19 protein-coding genes and 1 pseudogene are annotated in these 25,407 nt (G+C 60.9%); 12 read left to right on the forward strand and 8 right to left on the reverse strand.

Going from position 1 to position 25,407, the window contains the following annotated elements:
• The first annotated feature begins 20 nt into the window (after positions 1-20).
• Both LAB08_RS17940 and LAB08_RS17945 read left to right on the forward strand, forming a co-directional pair.
• Positions 21-3,851, forward strand: a complete 3,831-nt coding sequence (locus LAB08_RS17940) for a non-ribosomal peptide synthetase (protein WP_096510436.1) — start codon at positions 21-23, stop codon at positions 3,849-3,851.
• Positions 3,848-5,491 carry a cyclic peptide export ABC transporter gene (locus LAB08_RS17945; RefSeq protein WP_096510435.1) on the forward strand — a complete coding sequence of 548 codons (1,644 nt, stop codon included), beginning with the start codon at positions 3,848-3,850 and terminating at the stop codon, positions 5,489-5,491. Before LAB08_RS17940 ends, LAB08_RS17945 begins: the two co-directional genes overlap by 4 nt.
• A 125-nt stretch (positions 5,492-5,616) precedes the next feature.
• On the opposite strand, the gene fhuF is transcribed toward LAB08_RS17945, so the two are convergent.
• Positions 5,617-6,333: a siderophore-iron reductase FhuF gene (gene fhuF / locus LAB08_RS17950; protein WP_254007469.1), complete on the reverse strand. Its 717-nt coding sequence runs from the start codon at positions 6,331-6,333 to the stop codon at positions 5,617-5,619.
• Between the two features lie 106 nt (positions 6,334-6,439).
• On the opposite strand from fhuF, the gene LAB08_RS17955 reads away from it, so the two are divergent.
• Both LAB08_RS17955 and LAB08_RS17960 read left to right on the forward strand, forming a co-directional pair.
• The gene (locus LAB08_RS17955) at positions 6,440-8,152 is read left to right on the forward strand and encodes an ABC transporter ATP-binding protein/permease (RefSeq protein ID WP_096510433.1); all 1,713 of its coding nucleotides are present in this window, start codon (positions 6,440-6,442) and stop codon (positions 8,150-8,152) included.
• Between the two features lie 69 nt (positions 8,153-8,221).
• Positions 8,222-8,515 (forward strand): hypothetical protein, encoded by a 294-nt coding sequence (locus tag LAB08_RS17960; RefSeq protein WP_147432547.1) that lies wholly within the window; start codon positions 8,222-8,224, stop codon positions 8,513-8,515.
• Positions 8,516-8,816: 301 nt separating this feature from the next.
• Here the strand turns inward: LAB08_RS17960 and LAB08_RS17965 are convergent, their stop codons facing one another.
• Complete coding sequence (locus LAB08_RS17965; RefSeq protein WP_096510431.1) at positions 8,817-9,770, reverse strand: LysR substrate-binding domain-containing protein; 954 nt, start codon at positions 9,768-9,770, stop codon at positions 8,817-8,819.
• Positions 9,771-9,911: 141 nt separating this feature from the next.
• On the opposite strand from LAB08_RS17965, the gene LAB08_RS17970 reads away from it, so the two are divergent.
• The 3 genes from LAB08_RS17970 to LAB08_RS17980 all read left to right on the forward strand — a co-directional run bounded on the left by LAB08_RS17970 (position 9,912) and on the right by LAB08_RS17980 (position 13,289).
• A complete protein-coding gene (locus tag LAB08_RS17970) occupies positions 9,912-11,090 on the forward strand; it encodes a M20 aminoacylase family protein (protein ID WP_096510430.1) in 1,179 nt (392 codons plus the stop codon).
• 48 nt (positions 11,091-11,138) lie between these two features.
• Entirely contained in the window at positions 11,139-12,443 is a 1,305-nt protein-coding gene (locus tag LAB08_RS17975; RefSeq protein WP_096510429.1) for an MFS transporter, read from the forward strand.
• A gap of 351 nt (positions 12,444-12,794) precedes the next feature.
• Entirely contained in the window at positions 12,795-13,289 is a 495-nt protein-coding gene (locus LAB08_RS17980) for a PaaI family thioesterase (RefSeq protein ID WP_096510428.1), read from the forward strand.
• A 121-nt stretch (positions 13,290-13,410) separates the two neighbouring features.
• Here the strand turns inward: LAB08_RS17980 and LAB08_RS30395 are convergent, their stop codons facing one another.
• A complete protein-coding gene (locus LAB08_RS30395) occupies positions 13,411-13,641 on the reverse strand; it encodes a hypothetical protein (RefSeq protein ID WP_096510427.1) in 231 nt (76 codons plus the stop codon).
• A gap of 186 nt (positions 13,642-13,827) precedes the next feature.
• On the opposite strand from LAB08_RS30395, the pseudogene LAB08_RS17990 reads away from it, so the two are divergent.
• Positions 13,828-14,010, forward strand: a pseudogene (locus LAB08_RS17990) (SDR family oxidoreductase); the annotation flags it as partial.
• 22 nt (positions 14,011-14,032) lie between these two features.
• Here LAB08_RS17990 and LAB08_RS17995 read toward each other — a convergent pair.
• On the reverse strand, positions 14,033-15,529 hold the full coding sequence (locus LAB08_RS17995; RefSeq protein ID WP_096510426.1) for a DUF1254 domain-containing protein: 1,497 nt from the start codon (positions 15,527-15,529) through the stop codon (positions 14,033-14,035).
• 177 nt (positions 15,530-15,706) lie between these two features.
• Between LAB08_RS17995 and LAB08_RS18000 the strand changes: the two genes are divergently transcribed.
• Together LAB08_RS18000 and wrbA are read left to right on the forward strand one after the other, a co-directional pair.
• On the forward strand, positions 15,707-16,630 hold the full coding sequence (locus LAB08_RS18000; RefSeq protein ID WP_172901592.1) for a LysR family transcriptional regulator: 924 nt from the start codon (positions 15,707-15,709) through the stop codon (positions 16,628-16,630).
• Positions 16,631-16,843: 213 nt separating this feature from the next.
• Positions 16,844-17,446, forward strand: a complete 603-nt coding sequence (wrbA, locus tag LAB08_RS18005) for an NAD(P)H:quinone oxidoreductase (RefSeq protein ID WP_096510424.1) — start codon at positions 16,844-16,846, stop codon at positions 17,444-17,446.
• 250 nt (positions 17,447-17,696) lie between these two features.
• Here the strand turns inward: wrbA and LAB08_RS18010 are convergent, their stop codons facing one another.
• Positions 17,697-18,620 (reverse strand): LysR family transcriptional regulator, encoded by a 924-nt coding sequence (locus LAB08_RS18010; protein WP_096510423.1) that lies wholly within the window; start codon positions 18,618-18,620, stop codon positions 17,697-17,699.
• A gap of 177 nt (positions 18,621-18,797) precedes the next feature.
• Here LAB08_RS18010 and LAB08_RS18015 point away from each other — a divergent pair, with 177 nt between their 5' ends.
• Positions 18,798-21,665, forward strand: a complete 2,868-nt coding sequence (locus tag LAB08_RS18015; RefSeq protein WP_197706297.1) for a 2-oxoglutarate dehydrogenase E1 component — start codon at positions 18,798-18,800, stop codon at positions 21,663-21,665.
• A 93-nt stretch (positions 21,666-21,758) separates the two neighbouring features.
• Here LAB08_RS18015 and LAB08_RS18020 read toward each other — a convergent pair whose 3' ends face one another.
• Positions 21,759-22,589 (reverse strand): alpha/beta fold hydrolase, encoded by an 831-nt coding sequence (locus LAB08_RS18020; protein WP_096510421.1) that lies wholly within the window; start codon positions 22,587-22,589, stop codon positions 21,759-21,761.
• Between the two features lie 251 nt (positions 22,590-22,840).
• Between LAB08_RS18020 and LAB08_RS18025 the strand changes: the two genes are divergently transcribed.
• Positions 22,841-23,290 (forward strand): MerR family transcriptional regulator, encoded by a 450-nt coding sequence (locus LAB08_RS18025; protein WP_096510420.1) that lies wholly within the window; start codon positions 22,841-22,843, stop codon positions 23,288-23,290.
• A 50-nt stretch (positions 23,291-23,340) separates the two neighbouring features.
• On the opposite strand, the gene LAB08_RS18030 is transcribed toward LAB08_RS18025, so the two are convergent.
• Both LAB08_RS18030 and LAB08_RS18035 read right to left on the reverse strand, forming a co-directional pair.
• Positions 23,341-24,345, reverse strand: a complete 1,005-nt coding sequence (locus LAB08_RS18030; protein ID WP_096510419.1) for an acetoacetate decarboxylase (ADC) — start codon at positions 24,343-24,345, stop codon at positions 23,341-23,343.
• A 169-nt stretch (positions 24,346-24,514) separates the two neighbouring features.
• A complete protein-coding gene (locus tag LAB08_RS18035; RefSeq protein ID WP_096510418.1) occupies positions 24,515-25,318 on the reverse strand; it encodes a type 1 glutamine amidotransferase domain-containing protein in 804 nt (267 codons plus the stop codon).
• Positions 25,319-25,407 lie beyond the last annotated feature (89 nt).

Here is a 25,407-nt window from a genome sequence, read left to right on the forward strand (position 1 = left end):
TTTTTTGTACAGGTCTCAGCATGACTCAGACTCACGAAGACACCCCGTTCGAAGGATTCGAACTGTCACCTCAGCAGGCACACTTGTGGCGCCTGCAACAAAACCGCCTGGCCGCCACGGCGCAACGGGCTACCCTGCGGATTCGCAGCGAGCAACCGCTGGACAGCGCAAGGCTGGACAGCAGCTTGCGCGAACGGGTGCAACGCCACGAGATTCTGCGCACTCGCTACCAGCAACTGCCGGGGCTGTCGTTTCCGATGCAGGTGATCGACGATTCGGCCAATGATTGGCAGGCGCTGGCCATCGAGCTACAGCTCGATGCCGATGGCCGGGCTGCGACGCTGCAGCTGCCGGCGCTGCACCTGGACAGCACCAGCCTGAATTATCTTGCTGAAGAATGGGCACTGGGCTACCTGCAAGCGGCGCCGCAGGACCCGCCATTGCAATACGCCGACTACGCCGCCTGGCGCCAGGAGTCGGCGGACGACGAACACAGCCGGCAGTTCTGGCATGAACAGCTCGCCGCAGTAGTGGCCGACGTGCCGTTGCCGTGGCAGCGCTCGACGCCGTCCGGGCCATTGGAACCGGGTTGGGTGCAACTGGCGCTGGACGACACCACCCGGCAACGCCTCAATGAGGTGGCGACCCGTCTCGGCGTCAGCACCGGCACGCTCGTGCTCGGCGCCTGGGTCACGCTGTGGCAACGCTACAGCGAAGCCGAACGCCTGACACTGGCCTACGAGAACCAGGTGCGCCCGGATGTGCTGGGGGACGCCCTCGGCCTGTTTTCCGAGCCATTACCGCTGACCCTCGACACCGCGCCCGAACTGTCGTTCGCCGCGCTGTGCCGGCAATTGACCGAGCGCGTCGGCCTGCTCGGCGATGCGCGGGACAGCTACCCGAGCCATCTGAGCAACGTGCCACCGCTGTCGGGGGTGGGCTTCCGCGAACTCGCCGTGGCACCACACAGTGCCTTGCACGATGCCGGTTGGCAGATCGACCTGGCTGACAGTGTCAGCGCCGGCTGCGCGTTGCTGTTGCAGTACCAGCCGCAGTCATCCGCTGCCCTGTCGCTGCATTTTGACACGGCACGCTACACGGCGGCCCATGTCGACCTGCTCGGCGACCAGCTGTTGAGCGTGATCGAACACAGCCTGCGCGAACCTTCGATCCGCCTGAGCGGACTGGCGACGTGCAGCGCCGCCGAGCTGCATCGCGTGACCGGTGCACTGGCCGCCTCGCCAACCCTGACCCCGTCCCAGGAGCAGCTCTACACCACGACCTTCGCACTGCCCAATCTGGCTGCCGCCTTCGCCAAGGGCTCGGCCGCCCATGCCCAACGCCCGGCAGTGACCGGGCCGAGCGGCACCTTGAGTCATGCCGGGCTGGAACAACGGGTCAGTGCCCTGACCCAGCACTTGCTCGCCCAGGACCTGGAGCCCGGCGCGCGGATCGCGCACTTCCTACCCCGGGACATCGATGCCGTGGTGGCACTGGTCGCGATTTTGCGCGCCGGCGCCTGCTACGTGCCGATTGACCCGTCCTACCCCGGCGAGCGCATCGAACACATTCTGCGCGACAGCCAGGCCCGTCTGGTTTTGACCCACCGCGACCGCGTGCAAGACCTGCCGGCCGACTGGCAACCGGGCGCGCTGGCGATCGATCAGGCCCTGCCGACGCCGCCGTTGCGGGCGGAGCCCGAGGTGGCGCGGGATCAACCGGCCTACCTGATCTACACCTCCGGCAGCACCGGCCAGCCCAAGGGCGTGGTCATCAGCCATGCCAACGCCCTGCATTCGCTGGCGGCGCGGCTGGCGGGGTATCCGCACCCGGTGGAACGCTTCCTGCTGCTGTCGTCGTTCGCCTTCGACAGCTCCATTGCCGGGCTGTTCTGGAGCCTGGCCCAGGGCGGTTGCCTGCACCTGGCCAGCGAAACCGAGCAGAAGGATCCATTGCAACTGGCGCGCTTGATCCGCAATCACGGGGTGTCGCACCTGTTGGCGCTGCCCTCGCTGTACGCCTTGTTGCTGGATGAACTGGGCGACAGTCCGAGCTCGTTGAACACGGCGATTGTCGCCGGCGAAAGCTGCCCGCCCGCCCTGGTCGCCAATCACTATCGCCGCCAGCCCGAGGCAAAGCTGTACAACGAATACGGCCCGACGGAAGCCTCGGTGTGGAGCACCGTCGCCCTCTGCCAGCCGGACGGAGCCAGCGGTTCGGTGCCGATCGGTCGCGCCATCGCCCACACGCGGGTATACCTGCTCGACAGCGAGGGCGCTCCGGTCGCGCGAGGACTCAAGGGGGAAATTCACATTGCCGGACCGGGATTGTCCGAAGGTTATCTGGGCCTGCCGCAGATGACCGCCGAGAAGTTCATCCGCGCCAGCCACCCTGCGCTCGACGGCCAACGCCTGTACCGCACCGGCGATTTCGCCTGGCAGGACCTGGACGGGCAACTGATGTTCCTCGGGCGTACCGACTCGCAGATCAAGTTGCGCGGTTACCGCATCGAACTGGGGGAAATCGAAACCGCACTGTGCAAGGTCAGCGGCGCCAGACTGGCGGTGGTCCTGCTGGACACCACCCAGGCCGAACCGAGCCTGCGCGCCTTCGTCGAGTCGGCCAGCGCGTTGCAGGCCACGACCGTGCGCGAGTCCCTGGCGGCACTGCTGCCGGCGCACATGATCCCCGCCGACATCCAGTGGCTGGCGCAACTGCCACGCACCGCCAACGGCAAGGTCGATCACCGCGCCCTGTTGGCCCGCGTGCCGAACCGCAGCCTCGCGACATATGCCGCGCCCGAAGGGCATGTCGAGCAGGTGCTCGCCAGCGTTTGGCAGGAGCTGCTGGAGGTTGAAGTGATCGGCCGCCACGATGACTTCTTCGCCCTTGGTGGCCATTCGTTGCTGGTGGTGCGCATGACCGCCAGGTTGCGCGCCACGTTGGGCATCGAAGTGCCGGTCAACGTGATTTTCCAGCACCCGACGCTGATCGGCCTCGCCGGGCAGATCGCCCGGCCCGACGACCGCACAACAGTTGTGACCTTGCAGGCCGGCGCTGAAGACCAGACTCCGCTGTTCTGCCTGCACCAGCCGGCGGGCGGGGTTCATCACTACGTTCCGATGATCGCCGGGTTGCCAGAGGCGCTACCGGTGTATGGCCTTGCATTGCCTGAGTCGTTGCGCGACCGCGACCTCGTCGCACTGGCCGGCGAATACTTGCCGCAGATCCGCCGGATTCAGGCACAAGGTCCCTATCGCCTGGGCGGTTGGTCCATGGGTGGATTGCTCGCGCTGGAGCTGACCCGGCAGCTGGAGGCGCAGGGGCAAACGGTTGAATGGCTGGGCTTGTTCGACAGCACCTTCCACGCCGAGGACGACTCACTGGAGTGGGACGCACTGTTCGCCATGGTCCAGCAGGAACTGAGCAGCGACAGTCGCCAGCGCCTGGCCACCCTTGCGCCGCAATCCCTGGAGGAACTGCGCTCGGCCACTGCCGGCTCGGGTCGTGTGGAGCAGTTGCGTTTCGCCTTGCTGCAATGGGCGGGCGCCAACGGCCTGACCCTCAATGCCCCGCAGGCCTACGTCGAGCAGACCTTGAAGGTGATGGCCGACGCCCGTCGCTGGGTCAGCGGTTATTCAGTGCCGACGGTGGCCGCCACCCTGCACTTGTGGTGGGCTGAACAGACCCTGGTCGAGCGTCCGGACCTGCCTGCACAGTGGGACACCATCAGCCAGCGAACCTGCCATTATCCGGTGGCCGCCGATCACGAGACGATCCTCGGGCAGCCCGCCTTCCATGAACAATTGAACAAATCGCTGGCCACGGCCTCGACGGAAACCGCCGCATGAACCTGATTCTTTATCTCTACCGCCAATCGGCCCGCCTGCTGGCCCTGGCGTCGATCACCGGTGCACTGGGCGGCCTGGCGAGTGCCGGGCTGGTGATCCTGATCAACCGCGGGCTCGCTGACCCACAGCAATTACCGGAGCTGGCCCTGGGCTTTTTCGGGTTGTGCGCCGGCATGCTGCTGAGCAAGCTGTGTTCGGAACTGTCGCTGCTGCACCTGACCCAAAGTGCGATTTTCCAGATGCGCATCGACCTCTCGCGCAAGCTGCTGGCCACCCCGCTCAAACGCCTGCAAGGCATGGGCAAACATCGGCTGCTGGTAATCCTCACCGAGGACGTGCACACCTTCACCGCCGCGTTCGAGTGGGTGCCGTTGCTGTTCGTCAACGCCGTGGTGACCCTGGCGTGCTTCGCCTATCTGGCGTGGCTGTCGTGGTCGCTGTTGGCGATTCTGGCGTTGTTCCTGCTGGTTGGCCTGATCGCGTTCCACCTGGCCGAGCGCGGACCGTTGAGCCATCTGGAACGGGTGCGCCAACAAAAGGATGTGCTCTACCAGCACTTTCGCAGCCTGATCGAAGGCAGCAAGGAATTGCAGCTGAACAATGCCCGTGGCGAAGCCTTCGTCGAGAAGGTTATCCGCCCCGGCGCCGACGAGTTTCGCGTGCGCTTCCTGCGCGGCATGGCCGGGTATTCGGTGGTGGCCAACCTCGGCACACTGCTGTTCTACCTCAACCTCGGCGTGCTGCTGTTCGTCGTGCCGTTCTGGTTGCCGCAATCGACCACCGTACTGGTCAGCTTCACCGTGACCTTGCTGTATCTGGTGCGACCGATTTCCGACCTGATGATCGCCCTGCCCTCGTTGCGCCAGGCCAGCATCGCCCTGAACCGCATTCGCCAACTGGATGCCGAATTGAGTGCCGAAGAAAAAGTCACCGCCCCGACCGGCAACCTGTTCGCCAGCGATGGACCGACGCGTTTGAAACTCAATGGTGTGTGCCACCGCTATCCGGGCGAACACGAGGATCATCCGTTCATGCTCGGGCCGGTGGACCTGACGCTGGAACAGGGCGAGCTGGTGTTCGTGGTCGGTGGCAACGGCAGTGGCAAGACGACGCTGTCCATGCTGCTGCTCGGGCTCTACGCTCCGGAGTCCGGCAGCGTGATGCTCAATGGCTTGGAAGTGGACGACGACAACCGCGAGCAATACCGCCAGCACTTTGCCGCTGTGTTCGCCGATTTCCACCTGTTCGAGCATTTGTTGGGCGACGACGGTCCAGGCGCCGAACACCGCACCGCCGAAGCGACCCGCTACGTGAAAGCCTTGGGGCTGGGACATAAAGTCAGCATCGTCGACGACCGTTTTTCCACGGTGGATCTGTCTACGGGGCAACGCAAGCGCCTGGCGCTGGTGTCGGCGTATCTGGATGACAAGCCGTTTTATCTGTTCGATGAGTGGGCCGCCGACCAGGACCCGACCTTCAAGCGCGTGTTCTACATGGAGCTGCTACCGGAGCTCAAGGCCCGGGGCAAAACCGTGATCGTGATCACCCACGACGACGCCTATTTCCAACAGGCCGACCGGGTGCTGAAAGTGGAGAACGGCCGCCTCACCCAGGTCGAAGCCCACGCGGCGTATGCCTGATTGAGGTGACCCTGTAGGAGCTGGCTTGCCAGCGAAAGCGGGTTGTCAGCCAACAATGATGGCGCCTGATACACCGCCTTCGCTGCGGTGCGGCGATCCGACAAGCCAGCTCCTACAGGTCCGTGTCAGGTTAACAGCGGGCAGTTGTCGCAGTACGGGCGCGCATCTCCCAACTGGTGGTGCAGGCAGCACACCTTGCGCATCAGCAACGGCACGCCGCTCGGGCCGGGGGCCAGTTGCAGGAAGCCGTACAGCGGATTGCGCGTGCCATCGGCCCAATGCCGCTCCCGGAACAGTCGCTCGCGCCATTGTGCCGCGTGGGGCATCTGGAAGTAATCGAGGGCCACATTGATGGCGGCCGCCACGTTGTTCCACAGCAAGCGCTGGGCCACCCGTCCGGCTCCGGCCAGTGCCTGTACCCATGGCGCGATGTCGTCAATCAGCCATTGTTGTGCGAAGGCCAGCGGGTCGTTCAGTGGCAGCGCTTCGCCGGCAGCGAACACTTGAGCCACCGGCATGCCGTTGTCCAGCACCACATGGGGATCGTGCAAATGACAGCGCAGGTTTTGTGCGGCGGCGGCCAGCGGCAAGGCCAGCGTCACGCAGATCAGGTCCATCGACCATTGCGACACCAGGGCAGCCCGAGGCGCCGCGGGATAGTAGTGGGCGTACAGCCCCAGCAGTTCGGCACAGGTTTGCGGATCGCGAAATGCCGGCAACCCACGCCCTTCGATGTCACTGCTCAGCCGGCAGGTGCTGCGCAAAAAAGCACCGTCGAAACGAAACAACTGATCGAGCAAGGTTTCGTCGAGCATTCGGGCAGTGGTTTGAAGAGACGTCATGGGGCTTCGTAACTGAGTTTGAGAACTGTTAACCTACCACGTTTTTTGAATTCCGAAGACTCGACTCGGTGGGTCAATCCCCGAGTTTGCCAGGCAGGACGCTCTGATGTTCATCCATGATATGAAGTTGCTGGCCGCCCCTTATTGGTCAGCCCAAGGCCGCCGTCGTGCCTGGCTGACCCTGGCCATGGCGATGCTGGCGGTGGCCGGGATCATTGCGATCCAGGTGCGCTGGAACGAGTGGAGCCTGGGCTTCTACAACTCGCTGCAGAGTCTGGACGCCGCCGCGTTCGCCTATCACGTCGTGGAGCTGCTGGTACTCGACGTCGCCTTCATCGCCTGCACCATGGTCAAGTTCCAGGTGCAACAACGCTTGCTGATCAACTGGCGGGAAAAACTGACCCAGGCCTTCCTCGCCAAATGGCTCGACAGCCAACGCTACTACCGCAGCCGCTTTCACAGCGTGACCTACGACAACCCGGACCAGCGGATTGCCGAGGACTGCAAGATCTTCGTCGAGCAAACCCTGGACCTGGGCCTGAACCTGCTGCAGGCGATCATTCTGGTGGTGCTGTTCAGCCTGATCATGTGGCGCATTTCCGGCACCCTGGAGTTCGAAGTCGCAGGCCATGCGCTCGCCATCCCCGGCTACATGCTGTGGCTGGCGTTGATCTACGCCGTGATCGGCAGCGGCATCGCGCACTGGATCGGCAAACCGCTGATCGGCCTGAATTTCCTGCAACAACGTCGCGAGGCGGATTTCCGCTTCGGCCTGACACGCCTGCGCGAAGACGCCGAAAATGTCGCCCTGTCCCGTGGCCAGGGCTGGGAAAGCAAGCAATTGCTGGGTCAGCTCGGGCTGCTGTTGAGCAACTACGCCAAACTGGTGCGCTCGAAAAAGCACTTGCTGGGGATCAACGCGGCCTATGAACGATTCGCCTTCACCCTGCCCCTGTTGCTGGTTTCACCCCGTTTCTTCTCGCGGGAGATTCAACTGGGGCAACTGACCCAGATCGCTTCGGCTTTCGGTGAGATCCAGGCTTCTCTGTCGTTTCTGATTCGCAGCTACCCGCAAATCGCCGAATGGCGCGCCACCAAGACCCGCCTGTGCAGTTTCTGGCGCGAGCTCGATGCGCTGCCCGCGCCGACCGACCCGGTCACCGGCCCCGCCGCCGGCCTTCGCCTGCAGGCTTTCGCCCCCTTGAACGGGCACGGTCTGCCCTTGTTCGAACCGCTGACACTGAACCTGGCGCCCGGCGAACGGCTGTTGCTGCGCGGCCCGTCCGGCGTCGGCAAGACCACCTTGTTGCGCTCGCTGGCGGGATTGTGGCCACGCCATCGGGGCAGCGCCGAACTGGACCGCGAGGGGCTGCTCATTCTGCCGCAGAAACCCTATTTACCCGGCGGATCACTGCATGACCTGTTGCTTCACACCAGCGCGGACGATGCCATCGAGATCGACGACTCACGCCTGGACGAAGTGCTTGAATTGGCAGACCTTCAGCACCTGCCGTTGCACGACACCGGCGACTGGAGCCGGCGCCTCAGCCCCGGCGAGCAGCAACGCCTGGCGCTGGCCAGGGCCTTGCTGATCCAGCCGCCGTTGCTGTTCCTTGACGAGGCCACGTCAGGGCTGGACGAAACAGCCGAGCGCCGGCTGTACGAGGCACTGGCGGCCAGCAAAATGACCGTGGTCAGCATCGGCCACCGCGAAAGCCTCGGGGCCTATCACACCCACGTGGTCGATGTGGTACCAGTAGCACTGCCGGAGATTCTCGAGCAGTCAATGTCGACTACAGTTCAAGGTGTTACCACTTAATCAGTCATGGATCCCTGGCCTTGAGCGGGTCAGGTGCGTACACGCTGGGACCGCAACGGAGGGATGACTATGCACGGGTATGGAATGATCGGGGATTTGCTCCATCTGGCCCTTTATTTACTGAGTATCGCGTTCTGGACCCTGTTCTGGATCGTCTGTATTTTCAATGCCAAACGTCGCTTGAAAAGACTTCTGGGGGCCCATGCACTGCTGATCGGCCTGCTGTTTTTCCCGGTGTTGCCCGCGACTGTCGTCGGTGGAGCACTGATCGCATTCGGCATCGAAGGCCTGGTCTGGGGCCTGTGCATCGCCGGCGTTGGAATGCCGCTGGCCGGTTTGCAGTTTGTCCGGCGGTGTTCCTGAACCGGCTCGCTCCCCAGGGGATCTTCAGTGAACACAGGGTTTGTGTGCGGCACAGATCAAATGTGGGAGCGAGCCTGCTCGCGATGGCGGCGGGTCAGTCAGTGATGCTCTGTCTGACACTGCCTCATCGCTGGCAAGCCAGCTCCCACAGTGATTTATGGTGCTCACGGACTTTTCGGACACACACTAAACCTGTGGGAGCGACGATTCGACTTGCCAGCGAAGGGGCCGGCACATTCAACATCTATAGCGACTGACCCGCCGCCATCGCGAGCAGGCTCGCTCCTACATCAGGCGCAACTCAAATCAGCAGATCCAGCGTATCGAACAGCTCGACATCCTCCGGCCGTGCCGACCGGGCCCGGCGGCGGATGACCTGGAACAGACAGTCGACGAAGCATTGCGCGGCGACTCCCAACTGGGCATTGCGGGGAGTGACGATGCCGATGGTGTCGGTGGCGAAGGTTTCCGCCAGCGCCAGGCGCCCCACCCGTTCGCGGTAGATCGGCACGGTGAGCATCGGCTCCGGAAAGTAGCTGAGCATGTCGGTCTGTTCGATCAGCGATAACGTCAGCTGCGGCGAATGCGCGCGATGGATGTGCTGCATGTCGATCTGCGCGCCGTGTTGCCAGAACAGCTCGGTCATCAGGCCCTCGTGACTGGCATCGGGATAATTGACCACCCAATCCTGATCCAGCAAATCATGGATGGAACGGCTGTCACTGCGTGGATGACCGTGGCGGGCCACCACGGCCATCCGGTAGGAACAGATCGGCTCGCAGACGAACTCCGGGCGCGGCAGCAACGAAGACACCAGGCCCACCGCAAACTCCATGGTGCCGTCGCGCAAGCGCGGCAAGGTCACCGCCATCAACCCTTCGAAGACTTCCAGGCGCACACGGGGCATTCGCTGGCGGAACAGCGTGACCACTTCGGGCAACAGGGTCATGCCCATCCACGGCGAGATGCCCAGGCGCAAATGCCCCTCGGCCTGATCGCTCAAGTGCGCCAACTCCAGTTGCGCACGCTCGAGTTGACTGAGCATCTGCCGCGCATGCTGCAACAGCGATTGACCGTATTGAGTCAGCACCACCCCGCTGGCGTTGCGCACCAGCAGCGGCAATTGCAGCTGTTCCTCCAGCTCTCGCAGGGCCTTGACCACCGCTGTCTGCGAGACGTCCAGTTGCCGCGCCGCCGCGCGGATACTGCCGCAGTCGGCAATCATCACCAGCGCGCGCAATTGATGCAGCTTCATCCTTTCCTCCCTAACCCCGGGTGTAAACCCAGGGTTTTCAGCCCCGCTTTTTTGCGACTGCCGCGGCCTTCGCCAACTCATTAGGATCGCAGGGTATCAGTCGAACTTCCAAAAACGACCCATAAAAACGAGGAATTTTTGATGCTCAACCTGCCTGCGCTGCCCGGCATTCGTGCGCTCGAAGACGAGATGATCGCCGTGCGTCGACACATCCACGCCCACCCTGAACTGAGTTTCGAGGAGTTCGCCACGGCCGATTTGGTGGCGGGCAAACTCACCGAGTGGGGCTTTGATGTGCACCGTGGTCTGGGCGGCACCGGGGTGGTCGGGCTGCTGCACAACGGCCAGGGCGGCAAGATGATCGGCCTGCGCGCCGACATGGATGCCCTGCCGATCATCGAGCAGACAGGCCTACCCTACACCAGTCGTCACGAAGGCGTGATGCACGCCTGCGGCCACGACGGTCACACGGCGATGTTGCTGGCGGCCGCCCGATATCTGGCCGAGAGCCGCGAATTCGACGGTGCCCTGGTGGTGATTTTCCAGCCCGCCGAGGAAGGCGATGGCGGTGCGCAGCGCATGCTCGACGACGGGTTGTTCGAACGGTTCCCCTGCGATGCGATTTTCGCGATGCACAACATGCCAGGCCTGCCGGTGGGCAAGCTCGGTTTCCTGCCGGGGCCGTTCATGGCCTCCACCGACACCGTGACCATCCGCGTCGAGGGCGTCGGCGGTCACGGCGCCATGCCGCACAAGGCGGTGGATCCGGTGCTGGCGGGATCGGCCATCGTCATGGCGCTGCAGAGCATCGTCGCGCGCAATGTCGACCCGCTCGACACCGCCGTGGTCACCGTCGGTGCATTCCACGCCGGAATCGCCGCCAATGTGATTCCCGATCACGCCGAGTTGCAGTTGAGCGTGCGCGCCCTCAAGGCCGAAGTGCGCGATGAACTGATTGCGCGCATCACCGCCGTGGCACAAGCCCAGGCAGTGAGCTTTGGCGCCCGTGCCACCGTCGAAGTCGATGAAGCACAACGTTTCCCGGCGCTGTTCAACCATCCGCAAAGCACCGCATTCGCACGGCAGGTGGCACTGGACTGGGTCGGTGAGGACGGGTTGATTCGTGACATGAAACCGCTGACCGGCAGCGAGGATTTCGCCGTGATGCTCCAGCGTTGCCCCGGCTGCTACCTGCTGATCGGCAATGGTGACGGCGAAGGCGGCTGCATGGTGCATAACCCCGGCTACGACTTCAACGACGATTGCCTGGCGACGGGTGCCAGCTATTGGGTTCGGCTGGTGGAAACCTTCCTGGCCTGATTCGCCCTCGACAACCGGGTATCGCCCTCGCCTTCTGGAGTTCGCCACATGTCCACTCCCGTTTCTACCGCTATGCCGGCTGCCCCTGCGGTGCGTCGACCGATCGGCGCACGTGCCATTGCGGCCATCACCATCGGCTCCGGCCTTGAGTTCTACGATTTTTCCGTCTACAGCTTCTTCGCCACCCTGATCGGCCGGCAGTTCTTCCCCGTCGAAAGCACGCTGGGGCAGTTGCTGCTGTCGCTGGCAACCTTCGGTGTCGGCTTCGGCATGCGCCCCATCGGCGGACTGGTGCTGGGCACCTACGCCGACCGGGTCGGGCGCAAACCGGCGATGATGCTGACGCTGTGGCTGATGGCCCTGGGTTCGCTGCTGTTTGCCATCGCGCCCACCTACGCGCAGATCGGCATCGCCGCGCCGGTGATCATCGTGTTGGCACGGCTGATACAGGGCTTCGCCATCGGCGGTGAAGTCGGTGCTTCCACCGCGATGTTGATGGAACATGCGGACGACAACAGTCGCGGCTACTACGGCAGCTGGCAATTGTTCAGCCAGGGCCTGAGCTTCCTGCTCGGCGCACTGGTGGCCCTGGCGCTGAGTTCGAGCCTGTCGCCCGAGGCGCTGGAAAGTTGGGGTTGGCGCTTGCCGTTCGTGCTGGGCATCCTGGTGATTCCGGTCGGCGTCTATATTCGCCGCCATCTGAAGGAAACCGCCGGTGAGGCCGCGCCAGGTAATCATGCAACATCCGGCCTCCGCTCGATCTTCACGCGCTATCGTCGAACAGTGCTGACCGGTGTGCTGCTGGTGATTGGCAGCACGGCATCCAGCTACATCGTGCTGGATTACATGACCAACTACACGGTCACGGTGCTGCACCTGCCAATGAAGATGGGCACCACTGCCGCTTGCCTCGGCGCAATGGTGCAGATCAGCCTGTCGATCTGGGCTGGGCGGTTGAGCGATCGCATCGGCCGTCGCCGCACAGTTGCCCTGGGCGCGATTCCGATGCTGTTGCTGATCTATCCGGCGTTCATGTTGATGAACCAGTACCCCACGCTGGGTACGCTGTTGGCTGTCTCCTTGGTAACGACCCTGTTGCTGGTGTTGATCACCGTGCCGACTCTGGTGCTGGTGACGGAACTGTTTCCGCGTGCGATCCGTGCTACCGGGTTGTCGATTGTCTATTGCCTGGGAGTTTCGGTGTTTGGGGGATTTGCGCAGTTCTTTGCGACCGGGTTGATTGGGTTGACTGGGAACAATAATGCGCCGGCGTTGTATGTGATGGCGTGTTTGGGGGTTACGTTGATCGGTTTGGCGATGACCAGGGAGACGGCTGGAAGGCCGCTGGACTGACCTGGATCCGACGGGGCAGATCAAGATCAAAAGTCAAAGCAGACCGCAGTTCCCTGTAGGAGCGAGCAGGCTCGCTCCTACAATTGGGTCGTGTTTATCGGGAAGGTATTGGTCGGCTGTCAGGCCGCCTCGCTTTGGCTTACGCGGTGGAAACGGATATACCCTCCGATCCATGCCCTCGGCGATGAAGGCAAGTGACCTGTGGGAGCGAGCCTGCTCGCGAAGGCGGTGTATCAGGCGAGGTTTATGCCAACTGACACGCCGCTTTCGCGAGCAGGCTCGCTCCCACAGGGGGTTACGGTGTTCAATACATGACCCGTTTGGCTTCCCATTTTTAAGGATGATCAAGGCATGACCACGCTCGACACTTCCCTGCAAGATACCGCCGCGCCGGACGGCGTTTGCTACGGCTGCGGCGGCAGCAATCCCCACGGGCTGCACATCAAGAGTTACTGGCACGAGGACGGCGAGCACGTCGTGGCCGAGCACGTGCCGGATGACAAGTATTGCGGCTGGCCGGACCTGGTGTACGGCGGCTTGATCGCGATGCTGGTCGATTGTCATTCCAACTGGACGGCGATGGCCTGGCACTACCGCGCCGAACAACGCGAAGTCGCCAGCCTGCCCCGCATCAATTGCGTCACTGGCAACCTGGGCATCAAGTTCATCAAACCGACACCCATGGGTGTCCCGCTGACCTTGCGGGCGAAAGTGGAAGGCGAAGTAGGACGCAAGACCCGCGTGATCTGCGAGGTCTACGCCGGGGATGTGCTGACGGCAGTGGGCGACTCGGTGTTTGTCCGGGTCGATACCGGGCAATTGGCGGACTCGGCGCATGGGCGCTGATGGGCCGCTGAAAGGAACGCAGCCAGCGGTCGAGCACGTAATGCTGCCGGAGCTGCCGCAGGCTGCGATCCTTTAATTCACCCGTTACGCCTCGCCCCCCCCCTCCAGGACGTTGAATGCATCAATCGTCGTTGTCGTCGCGATCGCGGTAACGACGGTGATCGCGATCATAGTCACGACGATCATATCGGCGGTCATAGCCTTGATCATTGTCATCCCCTTGGTCGTAACCGCGTCGATGATCATGGTCGTGGTATCGGCCGTACCTTTCGCCGTCATCCCAGTGAGGGCCGCAGCCTCCCAACAAGAAAGAACTGAAAATGGCCAGGGTCATGATGATTGCGCGATTCATTGGAACGCCCTAAACGTGGGAGGTATTGAAAAGTTATGGCTGCCCGGAATTTTTCATCCGGACAACGTTCAGCCCTGGCTATGACCATTAAGTAACTTAATGATTCCACGGGGAAATGCATCTGTTTGAGCAACGCTGAACATACTTGGGTATCAAGTCGTACATACCAACGCATGGCAGACACCACCGGGCGTCACCAAGACGCCCATGCACAGTGAGGAATATTACGAGCTGCTGGGCAGCCTCCATCCACTGGGGCGCATGGGCGAAGCCAGCGAAATTGCCAGCGCCATCCTGTTCCTGGATTCGGCGGCGTTCATTACGGGAGAAATACTGCACGTCGACGGCGGCCAGAGCGCTGGCCGGTAACGCACGTTCGCAGAGATATCAATCAGTTGTTGGACGCTATAACGCTTTTGTCGACTGCTGGCGGCGTCCAGCGGCCTTGAGTGATTTCTTCTTCCGGCCAATAGGCTCGCAGGAAGAGCGAGAAATCGGCAGCCTTCGGTACCGGCAGCCAGTTGCTTTCCTTGTCCGCGCCCGGCGACTCGGCCTGTACGTAGAACGTCAGCGACCCGTCAGCGTTGATCTTCAGGTCCTTGTTCTTGGTGCCGAGCGAATAACGGTTGAGCGGGTTGGGCACGAAAAAGTGTGCCGCGTCATACGCCGTCAGCGACCAGAAACCCTTCACCGGCGGCACTTGCCCTTTGGCGAAGGTGACCCTGTAGGTATTCGCACCGTTGAGTCGCATGCCGGCGGCATCCAGGTCCTGATAGAAGTAGCGCGTCTCGTTCGGTGCATTGACCAGAATGTTCGACTTCGCTACGGCGGTGCGCGTGAAATAGTCGGTGCCGAAGCGCGCGCCATTGGTGATGGTGGTCCAGTGATGCGGCAGCGCAATGCCCCAGTTGCGGAACTGCAGCAACGGGTCGACCAGTTCCCGGTCCGCTTTTTCCGCCTCGTCGATCATCGCCTGCTTGAGCGCGGGATCTTTCTGTGCAGCGGCGATCACCGCCAGCACTTGTGCGTAGCGCGCCTCTTCTCCCGCCAGTGGCGGCGCCAGGTCCAGCACGAGCGGCAATTGATCGAAAAAGACCTCGGGGCGCACCCAACGGGTTTCGCCCGTGCCGTCGGCGCGCTTGGGGAATATCGGCAGCTTGCGCCAGTCGCGGCGTTTCAGGGTGCCGTCGTATTCGGCCAACGGGTAGACGTTGATGCCCTGGATCACCTCCTGCACCGCTTGCCTGTCCTGCGGTGTGTCATCCTGGAAAACCCGCGGACCGATAAAGGCAGCATCGGACCTCGCCCGGATCACCTGGGCGATACCCTTGGGCACTTCGCCTTGCCAGTTCGGCCCCACGACCAGATAGAAGCCCGGCTTGGTGCCGTACATCGCACCAAGGCCGGCGATGCTGTCGGTACGCAGGTCGGAGAATTGATAAACCCAGAAGCGCTCGCCGAAGTCCGGCACCTGGATCACTACCGGACTGACGTCGAGTGCCATGTAACCGGCGCCATACACGACATCCTGGTTAGGACAAGCGATGGCGCGTTGTTCCGGCTTGATGTAATCGCTCAGCATGGTCACGCGATTGAACGGAGACATCGGCAGCACGCCACCAACGAGCCCCTGCTCGGGCGCCTTGGTATTGGCCAGGCGGCGGTTGTAGACGTTTACCATTGGCCAGGCCCAGAACCAGGCGTCGCGCGCCACCAGGCGCGCGTAGGGTTCGGTAATCCGGGTATTGGCGTCCGGCCCAGAAAGCGCGGTCGTTGCCTGCACTGGCGTTGCCTCTGTGTGGGCAAGTGCAGTCGTGGCAGCAGCACTCAACACGGCGGCAAAACCGAGTGGCAGCGCCAGTGCAATCATCCTGGAAGGTTGGAACATCGGTGTTTCGGGCGCCGTCGGACTCCAAAGGCGCTCCAGTCTGTGGCGGCTAGGCTGGTACATGGCTCCTTGCTCCTTACGTGTCGTTTTTATTGTAAATTCAGCATGAATCTAAACGAACCAAACCTATAATGCATTTGCATAATAATTATGGAGATATTGCATGGAGCGCATACCTTGAACCTGCGCCAACTGGAACATTTGGTCACGCTGGCCGACGAAGGCGCCTTCGCCCGCGCGGCGGAAAAACTGCATTTGAGCCAACCGGCACTCACGCGCAGCATTCAGGCACTGGAGGAAACGCTTGACCTGCAATTGTGCGATCGCCACTACCGCGGGATAGACCTCACGCCAGCGGGAAAACTGGTGGTGGAGCGTGCGCGCAGAGTGCTGCTCGAAAGCCGGGCGCTCGACCGTGATATCAAGCTGTTCAAGGGGCACAGTCTGGGCGACGTACGTTTCGGCGTCGGCCCCTACCCGGCAACGGTTTTCGTGCCAGGCGTAATCGCAAGGCTGTCACAGTCGTGCCCGCAGCTGGCACTACGAACGGAAGCGGAAAGTTGGGACACGTTGCTGGAGCGATTGCATGGCGAGGCAATCGATTTCTTTATTGCCGAAAAGCGCGCTGTGCCGTGGACGCCCAAGCTGGCGGTGGTGACATTGTCCACGTACGAATGCGGGTGGTTCGCCCGGCCGCAGCATCCGATCTTCGAAAAGGCGAAATGCACGACGGCGAATCTACGCGAAGCGCGCATCGCTGCCGTACCGGTGCCGGAAGCAATGCGCGAAGAATTGCGCAAACGCCTGCGCTACAAGCCGTCTGAAAATCTGGAATTCAGCGCCGAATGCAATAACTTCACGACCTTGAAGGAAATCGCCGAATGCTCCGACACCGCGATCTGCGGCCCGTTGGTCGCCGTGCGGCGTGAGCTGACAGCAGGCACGCTGCGTCGGATCGTCCTCGAGGATGCAAAAGCCTTCAGCATGCAATTCGCCATCGCGTATCTCGCGCATCGCACGCTCTCACCGATGGCGGAAAAAGCGATTGAAGCGATCGTCGAATATGACCGGCAATTGAAAGAAGGAGAAACCATCGATTGAATGAGCCCACGCGACTTCTGCTGATTCAGAGTTCGACCAGCGGCTGATACTGACGGCAGGCACTATGGGGAGCTGCTAGTGTTAAGTCCGGACGCCGTCAAAGTCTCCGCAGGCTCATGCGGCTGCCGACCCACGCCTACGCTGTTCTTCGTTGACAGCGGGGTACTTCAAGTTCTTCGAACCGACGAATGGGCCCCAACCCAGGACAAAATCATGGCGAAAGTACTTGTTCTCTATTACTCAATGTATGGCCACCTGGAAACCATGGCGAACGCCGTCGCCGATGGTGCACGATCCGTATCTGGCGTTGATGTGACGCTCAAACGTGTGGCTGAAACCATCCCGGCCGAACAGGCGGCAGCCATCGGTGTCAAGCTCGACCAGCAGGCCCCGGTCGCGACACCTGACGAGCTGGCCAATTACGACGCCATCATCTTTGGTACACCGACACGCTTTGGCAACATGGCCGGACAGATGCGCACATTTCTCGACCAGACCGGTGGGCTGTGGATGAAAGGTGCGCTCGTCGGGAAAATCGGTAGTGTTTTCGCGTCAACCGGTACCCAGCACGGGGGCCAGGAAACCACGATTACGTCATTCCACAGCACACTGCTGCATCAAGGAATGGTCATCGTGGGTGTGCCTTACACCTGCGCAGGACTCACCAATATGAATGAGATCACCGGCGGTACACCCTATGGTGCCACCACTCTGGCCGGGGCCGACGGGAAACGGCAACCGTCACAAAATGAACTGGATATTGCGCGCTTCCAAGGCAAGCACGTTGCTGAACTTGCAAAAAAGATCGCCAGTTAACGCAAGCAGTAAAAGGGGCTGTCGCCTGGGGCGGACGTCGAAGTTTGCCGGCTTGAACCCGCCCCCCCCTTCGTTTTCATGTCCGACTGAACGCTGTGACGGTAATGGTGTGACGGCCAAGTATCTCCCCACTCTGGCCGTCACATAACCAGGCTGCTGCTGAAGCTTGCCTCCGAGCAAGGCTGCACGTCCGGGATGCGCTGACCCGGTTGGCGAGTCAGGCGCAGCGAATCCACGAGGCCAGAAACGCTCACTCAAGCTTCCTGCCAGCCGCCGTCAGACTTGCCGCCAGCACATCCAGCAACGCCCGGATCTTCGGTAACGACTGACGGCTTTTGCTCCACGCCAGATTGATCGCCAAGCCATCTGTTGCCAACTGCGGAAGCACCTCGACCAGACTGCCGTCTTCAAGCTGGCGCTGGATCAGCCACGTGGGTAGCTGCGCGACTCCACACCCTGCCGCTACCGCAGCAGCCATGCCTTCGCCATCCCCCACCAGGAACCTTCCTGCCATGATCCGGCGTTCGATTTCACCCGGCCGGGCGCCCGGGAAATGCCAGGGGTGGATCGTCCCGTCGCTGTCACCGTAGACCACGCAACTGTGCTCGTGCAGCTCGCTTTCCGTGCATGGCTCGCCGCGCCTGGCCAGATAATCGGGCGAAGCGCAGAAGATATGTCGCCCCGTGCCCAGATAACGGTGGCCCACCGCCGCAGGCCAGACACCCGGTCCTCCGACCTGGACGACGACATCGATGCCCTCCTCGACCGGGTCCACGATTCGATTGGAAAAAGTGATGTGCGGCGAAAGCATCGGGTGCCGGTCAATGAAGTCCAGAACGACCGGAAGTGCATGCATCCGTCCGTATGACGCAGAAAGGTCGATGCGAATCCGGCCATGAGGCTCGGTATCTTCATGCAAGGCCGATTCGGCTTCCTCAAGATCGGCAAGCACGCCGATGCAGGTTTTATAGAACGCAGTGCCGGCGTCCGTCAGGGACAGACGTCGCGTGGTGCGATGAAACAGCCGGATATCGAGCCGACCTTCCAATCGAGCGATGCTTTTACTGATGGCTGACCCGGTCAGGTTCATGCGCTCGGCGGCGAGTTTGAAGCTGCCGGAGTCCGCGACACAAACAAAAACATCGATGCCTTTCAGCCGTTCTGACGAAAACATGACCAGCCCTTATTAATGAAATTAATTCCTCTCAGTTAATAAAATATATCGCATAACGGATCTCAATTCCCCAGTACCCTTTTTCCGCGTGCAGTGAACGCGGCCTGACAGCGCGACGAACCCTGCAACAGGGAAAGTCGCCCAGCTCCCGGGTTCTGCCGGTCCCTCGCCCTGCACGTGAAAGCCGAAAAAGCGGCCGTCACCTTTAGCCCGTTGAGGATCACCATGCATAGCCAGAAAACCTCAGTCCTGGACGGCGGCAACGTCGCCTACGTTGAAGAGTTATACGAACAATTCCTGAACGACCCCAGTGCCGTTTCAGAACAGTGGCGCAGTTATTTCGACTCGCTTCGGCCGCCGCAGGAAAACGGCCAGCGACATGCAGACGACATCGCCCATGCCCCTATCATTGAAGAGTTCATCCAACTTGCACGAAGAATCGACCGCAAAGCATCAACGATTGCCGGACCGGACCCGGACATTGCGCGTCGACAACTGGCTGCACAATCGCTGATCCTGAGCTACCGCATGGTCGGCGCGCGCAGTGCGAATCTTGATCCACTGTGGTGGGCACCGGGGGCGGCAATACCTGAGTTGTCGCCCGCTTATCATGGGTTGAGCAGCACCGACCTGGCCCAGAAAAACGAACTGCCTGGCCATGCATTCTGGCAAGGTGAGGCGTCGATTTCCGATCTCATATCCGCCTTGGAAACAACGTACTGCGGCACCCTCGCTACCGAGTTCATGTACCTCAGTGACCCCGTGCAGCGCCAATGGTGGATTGAGCGCCTTGAATCCACTTGGGCCAAACCCACGCTGACACCCGAAAGAAAACTACGCATTCTCGAGCGCCTCTGTGCCGCCGAAGGCCTGGAGAAATACTTGCATGCCCGTTACACCGGGCAAAAAAGATACTCGCTGGAAGGCGGCGAGTCTTTAATTGTCCTGCTTGATGAACTCATCAGGCACGGGGCAAAAACCGGTGTGCGTGACATCGTCATGGGCATGGCACATCGTGGCCGCTTGAATGTGCTGGTCAACACGCTGGGAAAACCACCGGCCTCACTGTTCAACGAATTCGAGAACACGGCCACCCACCCCCTCCCAGCGGGTGACGTCAAGTACCACAAGGGTTATACCGCAGATCTCGCTACTGAATACGGCGCCATGAAGGTGGAGTTGGCGTTCAACCCTTCGCATCTGGAAATCGTCAACCCGGTGGTTCAAGGGATAGCCCACGCGCGTGGCAAGCAGTATCCAACCTCACAGCGCAACAGCGTGCTGGCAGTTGAAATCCACGGGGATACGGCGATTTCCGGCCAGGGTGTCGTCATGGAGACCCTGAGTTTGAGTTACACCAAAGGCTATGGCACCGGCGGGTCCGTCCATGTGGTGGTTAACAATCAGATTGGCTTTACCACTTCCGATCCCCAGGAAACGCGCTCGTCCTTTTTCTGCACCGACATTGCCAAGCTGATCGAGGCGCCCGTATTGCATGTGAACGCCGACGATCCAGAGGCTGTCGTCAACGCGGTACAGCTCGCCCTGGATTACCGCCAGACCTTTGGCAAAAGCGTTGTCATCGATCTGGTCTGCTTCCGCCGTCATGGGCACCAGGAACAGGACACGCCTCACATGACCCAACCGTTGATGTATCGCTCGGTCGCCACTCATCCAGGCGTTCGTCAACTGTATGCCAATAAGCTGGTGGCGTCCGGGTTGATCACCGAGGCGCACGTGTTGTCGGTCGCTCAGGCCTACCGCGACGGTATGGACAATGCTCGGCCTGCTACACCCAACCAAACCGCTGCAGGGACCGGGTCCAAGGGCTGCGCCGAATCATCCAGCCAATCGGAACAGCGTGTTTATCTGGCGCCGTCAATGGCGCAGATCAAGGCCTTGGCCCTGCGAATCGTCGACGTGCCAACAGACTTGAAACTGCACCCTCTGGTGTCCAAGGTCACTCAGGCCCGAGGTGAGATGGCGACGGGGAGGAAACCGCTTGACTGGGGCATGGCCGAACATATGGCGTTTGCCTCGATCCTGTCTGCGGGGCGCGATGTCAGGCTCAGCGGCGAAGATTGCGAGCGCGGTACGTTCGGGCACCGGCACGCCGTGCTCAACCCGCAAAATCGTGAGGTGCGTGGCCAAGGCAAATACCGCCCGCTGGATCACATCGCCGGGCAGCAAGGGACGTTCACGGTCATTAACTCGGTGTTGTCCGAGGCTGCTGTGCTGGGCTTTGAATATGGCTACACACTTGGCAAGCCGGAAGCACTGGTGATGTGGGAGGCGCAATTCGGAGATTTCGCCAACGGTGCGCAAGTGGTCATCGACCAATTCATTGCGTCCGGCGCCGTCAAATGGGGACAGCACAGCGCACTGACTCTTCTGCTGCCACATGGCCAGGATGGCCAGGGCCCTGAGCACGCCTCCGCGAGGCTGGAGCGGTACCTGCAACTGTGCGCGCAAGACAACATGCGCGTCTGTCAGCCAACAACGCCGGCCCAGTTTTTCCATCTCCTGCGCCGGCAAGCACTGCACGCTTCGCCCCGGCCACTGATCGTGATGTCGCCCAAGTCCTTGCTTCGCCATCCGGAAGCCGTCAGCACACTTGAATCCCTGTCCAGCGGCTCGTTTCAGGAGGTAATCGGTGACAGCGCAGCCACCCCCACCAAGGCGCGCAAGATTACCCGGGTCATCCTTTGTTCGGGGAAAATCCACTACGAACTGTTGGCGCACCGCCGCAGTCAAGAGGCCGAACACGTTGCGCTTGTCCGAATGGAACAACTCTTCCCTTTTCCCTACGAGGCACTGGCAGAAGAACTCGGTCACTACCCGAATCTGCAATCAGTGATCTGGTGCCAGGAGGAGGCGAAAAACCAGGGCGCCTGGACATTCGTTGGCGTTCATTTGCGCGACATCATCCCCGAAACAGCATCGCTGCGTTACGCAGGGCCACCACCCAGTGCTTCCACCGCACCCGGCAATATGGCGATGCATGTCGAGCAGCAACGGCGGATCATGCACAGCGCGTTCTCGTAGCAGGATCGTTGGACGGGCTCTCGCGGCACCGGGAGCCCATCATTCATGACGTCGGCTGGAAGGGGGGCAGCCTTTTAGCCACCCCCCAGCTGCCTAACCTCGCAGGAAAGCGAGCAAATCGGCGTTGATGGTATCGGCGTTCGTTGTGGGCATTCCGTGCGGGAAGCCCGAGTAGGTTTTCAGCGTGCTGTTTTGCAATAGCCTGGCTGACAAGAGCCCGGAGTTTTCATAAGGCACGATCTGATCATCATCACCATGCATCACCAGCACGGGGATCTTGATGCTCTTCAGATCGTCGGTAAAGTCAGTCTGGGAAAAGGCCACGATCCCGTCGTAATGGGCCTTTGCACAACCCATCATGCCTTGGCGCCACCAATTGAGGATGATGCCCTCGGACGGTTTTGCTCCCGGGCGGTTGTAACCGTAGAAAGGTCCGGCGGGAACATCATGGTAGAACTGGGCGCGGTTGGCTTTGAGCTGTGCCTGCAAGTCATCGAAAACCGACTTCGGCAAGCCGCCCGGATTGCTCGGCGTCTGAACCATCAAGGGTGGCACGGCGCTGATGATGGCGGCCTTCGACACCCGGTCTTCGCCGTGGCGCGCAATGTAATGGATGACTTCACCACCGCCGGTGGAGTGGCCCACATGGACTGCACCCTGCACGCCAAGGTGGTCGACTACGGCCGCGACGTCATCAGCATAGTGATCCATGTCATGCCCGTCCCAGACCTGACTGGATCGCCCGTGACCACGTCGGTCGTGTGCAACCACCCGGTAGCCGTTGGCCAGGAAAAACAGCATCTGCGCATCCCAGTCGTCCGCGCTGAGCGGCCACCCGTGATGAAAAAAGATCACTGGGGCATCCCGTGGACCCCAGTCTTTGTAAAAGATCTCAACACCGTCCTGCGTAGTGACATAACCCATGTTCGCATCTCCCGAATGAAATGGAGGGCATGACCATTCGTGTTCTGATCGTGACCCTTGTTGAACGTGGCCCTTGTAGACAACGTGCAGGCCATCCAATAGGCGGTTCAGAGGGAATAGTCCCGGTCCGGCTTTCCCCTGCCCCTGAATGCCATGGCGTTTCAGTCACGCATGACCTCTGCGTCGCTTGGCCGCCAAATCACTTTAGGTTTAAAGTCAACTTTAAGGTCAATGGTTTTCCGGAGCGGAATATGAGAATAGGCGAACTGGCAAAAATCACTGGACTGGCGCCTTCACGCATCCGCTTTTACGAAGCGAGCGGCCTGATCAAGTCTGTCGCGCGCAAAGCCAACGGGTATCGGGACTACGCGCCCGACACGGAGTGGGTTCTGGAGATCATCACGGGCGCCCAGGCGGCGGGCTTTTCATTGGATGAAATCCGACAATTACTGCCGATGAACGCGAACGGTTGGCAGCAGGAAGCGTTGCTCAGTGGGCTAAAGCGCAAGGTCGAGGAAATCGAAATCCTCCAGCAACGGCTGGCGCAGAATAAAGCGCAACTGCTGCTGGTGATCGAGGGCGTTGAAAGCAAGCCGGAAGGCATGGGTTGCGTGGACAACACTCAGTTGTTGTTGCATCGTCTGCGCGAGGAAGGTATGGCGCCAGCACCACGCGTCCGTGATAGCGCGTCGTCCAAGTAAAGCGTGACCTGTCAGGCTTGTGAGGCCTGACAGGTTTTCCGATCGTTGAATCAGTGCGTGTCAGCCAGTGCCGCTAACGGCTTCGGCGCGTAGAGTGCACTTTGGAACGCAGGCACGTATTCGTACTTCATCATTTTCCCCAGCTTCAAGGAGCGGATGTAGTTCGACAGGCTACCGTCGCCCAGCGTGAGGGTTGCCGAATCCGCGCTTCTGCTGGAGCCGTGGCTGAGCTGGCGGGAAACCGCATACCCATAGGCCAGCTGGCCGTGGTGATCGAGATTGGTGAAACTGCTGGTGACGATATCGACGTCGCTGGACAGGTCGTCGAGCTTCTTCGCTTTGAAGGACACGTCCACTTTACCGGTCTGGCTATCGGTAATGTCATAGACCACCGATCGGGCATCTTCTTTTCGGTCAATGCCCGTCAGCCATTTCGGCAGGTTGTAACCGACGACACCGCGAACCCTCGCCAGCTCGGTATTGACCGGTAGCTTGAGCACATAGCCCCAGAAATCTCCAGACATCGACTGGCCAATCAACGTGAACGGGCCCAGATTGGCCTTGCCAGGTTTGTTGGTGATGATCGACACAGCCACTTCGTTATAGGCGTCGTTATCGCAGTGCTCATAGGTGTACGCGGTAAACGCGATCAAGCCTCGACCTGGCCAGATTTGCAGAGGCTGGACGGTGGCCAGTACTTCAGGTGGCATCAGTGCCCGGAGCCTGTCCAGATCTGCCGTATAGACAGCCGTCACGCGACTGTTCTGGTAGTAAAAGTTTGGGGAGAACGACTCAAAGCCAATGTCGACCTTGTTCTTCTCCAATCCTTTGAACCAGCTCAAATCAACGCCCGGCACTTCTGCTGCAATCACCGACAACGGAGGATTGGAGCGAAAGCGATCATACAAACCGCCCTTGACGACGGGCACCGGGTGACCGGCGATATCGATCATGGTTGTGTCGGTCTGACTGGGCATTTCAGGCACCTGCGCCAACGCATGGTTGGCAAGTGTGTTGAACAGCAATCCTGTTAAAACGGCGCTTGCGAGTTTCAATCTGTCTCTCTCCAGGTGATTGCATCGGCTTGTTGGCGTCGGCCAGGGCCGGCTTCGGGGGCCTGCCTGAAATCACCTTAACGTTAAACTGAACTTTAAGGTCAAGCGTTGGAAAGACAGATTTTTCAGTTCGCTCGCAGGATTGTTTTTGCGTGCCATCGACCAGGATTCAGCGATTTTTCTTGCCGGTGGAGAGCAAGGCCATGACGGCTTCAGCCACGGCCTTGGGCGATTGAGGGTTTTGGCCCGTCACGAGCCTTCCATCGGTGATGGCAAATGGCGTGAAGGGCAACCAGGCCTTGCGGTAACGCGCACCTTGGCTCACCAGCCTGTCCTCCAGGAAGAACGGAACCTGACGCTTCATGCCTGAAAATAGCTCTTCGCGATCAGAGAATCCGGTGATGTTTCTGCCGTTGATGATCAGCCGGCCTTGCTCGTCCTTCAGATCCAGCAGTCCCGCTACGCCATGGCAGACGGCCGATACGATGCCGCCCTGGTTGTAGATGGTTTCGGCGACACGACGCAGGTCCGGGTTTCCGGGAAAGTCCCACATGACGCCATGCCCCCCCGTGAAATAGATGACGCTGAATCGGGACGGATCGATATCGGCAATCGGTATCGTGTTTTTCAGCCGAGCGCGAAAGGCCGGTGACTGCAAATGCTCACGGGCGGCCTTGTCCATATAGAGCCAACCGAGGCTGCGTTCGTCCAAAGGAACCGCGCCACCCGTGGGGCTGGCAAAAACCGTCGTGTAGCCGGCCGCTTCCACCACATCGGTGAAATGCGTCAGCTCGGTCAGCCACAGCCCCGTGGTGTCGGTTCGTGAGGGATAGCTGGCGTGATTGGTCATGATCACCAATATCTGGCGATCCTTCGCCATAGCAGTGGAAGCGTTCGGCTCAGCATTTGAAAAGGTCATGAAAGCACCGCCTATCAATACCAACGCACAAGAAAGAAAGGTCTTCAACATCATCAGGGTTCCAACAGTCATGCATGTCCGTGCATGCTCACCTTAAACCTTTCTTTAAGGTCAACCCCCCTGCACTTCTGAACGTTTGCCGC

This window comes from Pseudomonas izuensis (assembly GCF_002356535.2).
In the GTDB taxonomy this organism is placed as follows: domain Bacteria; phylum Pseudomonadota; class Gammaproteobacteria; order Pseudomonadales; family Pseudomonadaceae; genus Aquipseudomonas; species Aquipseudomonas izuensis.

What these genes read in the sequence shown, in the direction of transcription:
- LAB08_RS17955 (WP_096510433.1), top strand. Translation starts at nt 6,440, where the DNA reads ATGTTCATCCATGATATGAAGTTGCTGGCCGCCCCTTATTGGTCAGCC.
- LAB08_RS17970 (WP_096510430.1), top strand. Translation starts at nt 9,912, where the DNA reads ATGCTCAACCTGCCTGCGCTGCCCGGCATTCGTGCGCTCGAAGACGAG.
- LAB08_RS17965 (WP_096510431.1), bottom strand. Translation starts at nt 9,770, where the DNA reads ATGAAGCTGCATCAATTGCGCGCGCTGGTGATGATTGCCGACTGCGGC.
- LAB08_RS17995 (WP_096510426.1), bottom strand. Translation starts at nt 15,529, where the DNA reads ATGTTCCAACCTTCCAGGATGATTGCACTGGCGCTGCCACTCGGTTTT.
- wrbA (WP_096510424.1), top strand. Translation starts at nt 16,844, where the DNA reads ATGGCGAAAGTACTTGTTCTCTATTACTCAATGTATGGCCACCTGGAA.
- LAB08_RS30395 (WP_096510427.1), bottom strand. Translation starts at nt 13,641, where the DNA reads ATGAATCGCGCAATCATCATGACCCTGGCCATTTTCAGTTCTTTCTTG.
- LAB08_RS17960 (WP_147432547.1), top strand. Translation starts at nt 8,222, where the DNA reads ATGCACGGGTATGGAATGATCGGGGATTTGCTCCATCTGGCCCTTTAT.
- LAB08_RS17945 (WP_096510435.1), top strand. Translation starts at nt 3,848, where the DNA reads ATGAACCTGATTCTTTATCTCTACCGCCAATCGGCCCGCCTGCTGGCC.
- LAB08_RS17975 (WP_096510429.1), top strand. Translation starts at nt 11,139, where the DNA reads ATGTCCACTCCCGTTTCTACCGCTATGCCGGCTGCCCCTGCGGTGCGT.
- LAB08_RS18010 (WP_096510423.1), bottom strand. Translation starts at nt 18,620, where the DNA reads ATGTTTTCGTCAGAACGGCTGAAAGGCATCGATGTTTTTGTTTGTGTC.
- LAB08_RS18020 (WP_096510421.1), bottom strand. Translation starts at nt 22,589, where the DNA reads ATGGGTTATGTCACTACGCAGGACGGTGTTGAGATCTTTTACAAAGAC.
- fhuF (WP_254007469.1), bottom strand. Translation starts at nt 6,333, where the DNA reads ATGACGTCTCTTCAAACCACTGCCCGAATGCTCGACGAAACCTTGCTC.
- LAB08_RS17940 (WP_096510436.1), top strand. Translation starts at nt 21, where the DNA reads ATGACTCAGACTCACGAAGACACCCCGTTCGAAGGATTCGAACTGTCA.
- LAB08_RS17980 (WP_096510428.1), top strand. Translation starts at nt 12,795, where the DNA reads ATGACCACGCTCGACACTTCCCTGCAAGATACCGCCGCGCCGGACGGC.
- LAB08_RS18025 (WP_096510420.1), top strand. Translation starts at nt 22,841, where the DNA reads ATGAGAATAGGCGAACTGGCAAAAATCACTGGACTGGCGCCTTCACGC.
- LAB08_RS18035 (WP_096510418.1), bottom strand. Translation starts at nt 25,318, where the DNA reads ATGATGTTGAAGACCTTTCTTTCTTGTGCGTTGGTATTGATAGGCGGT.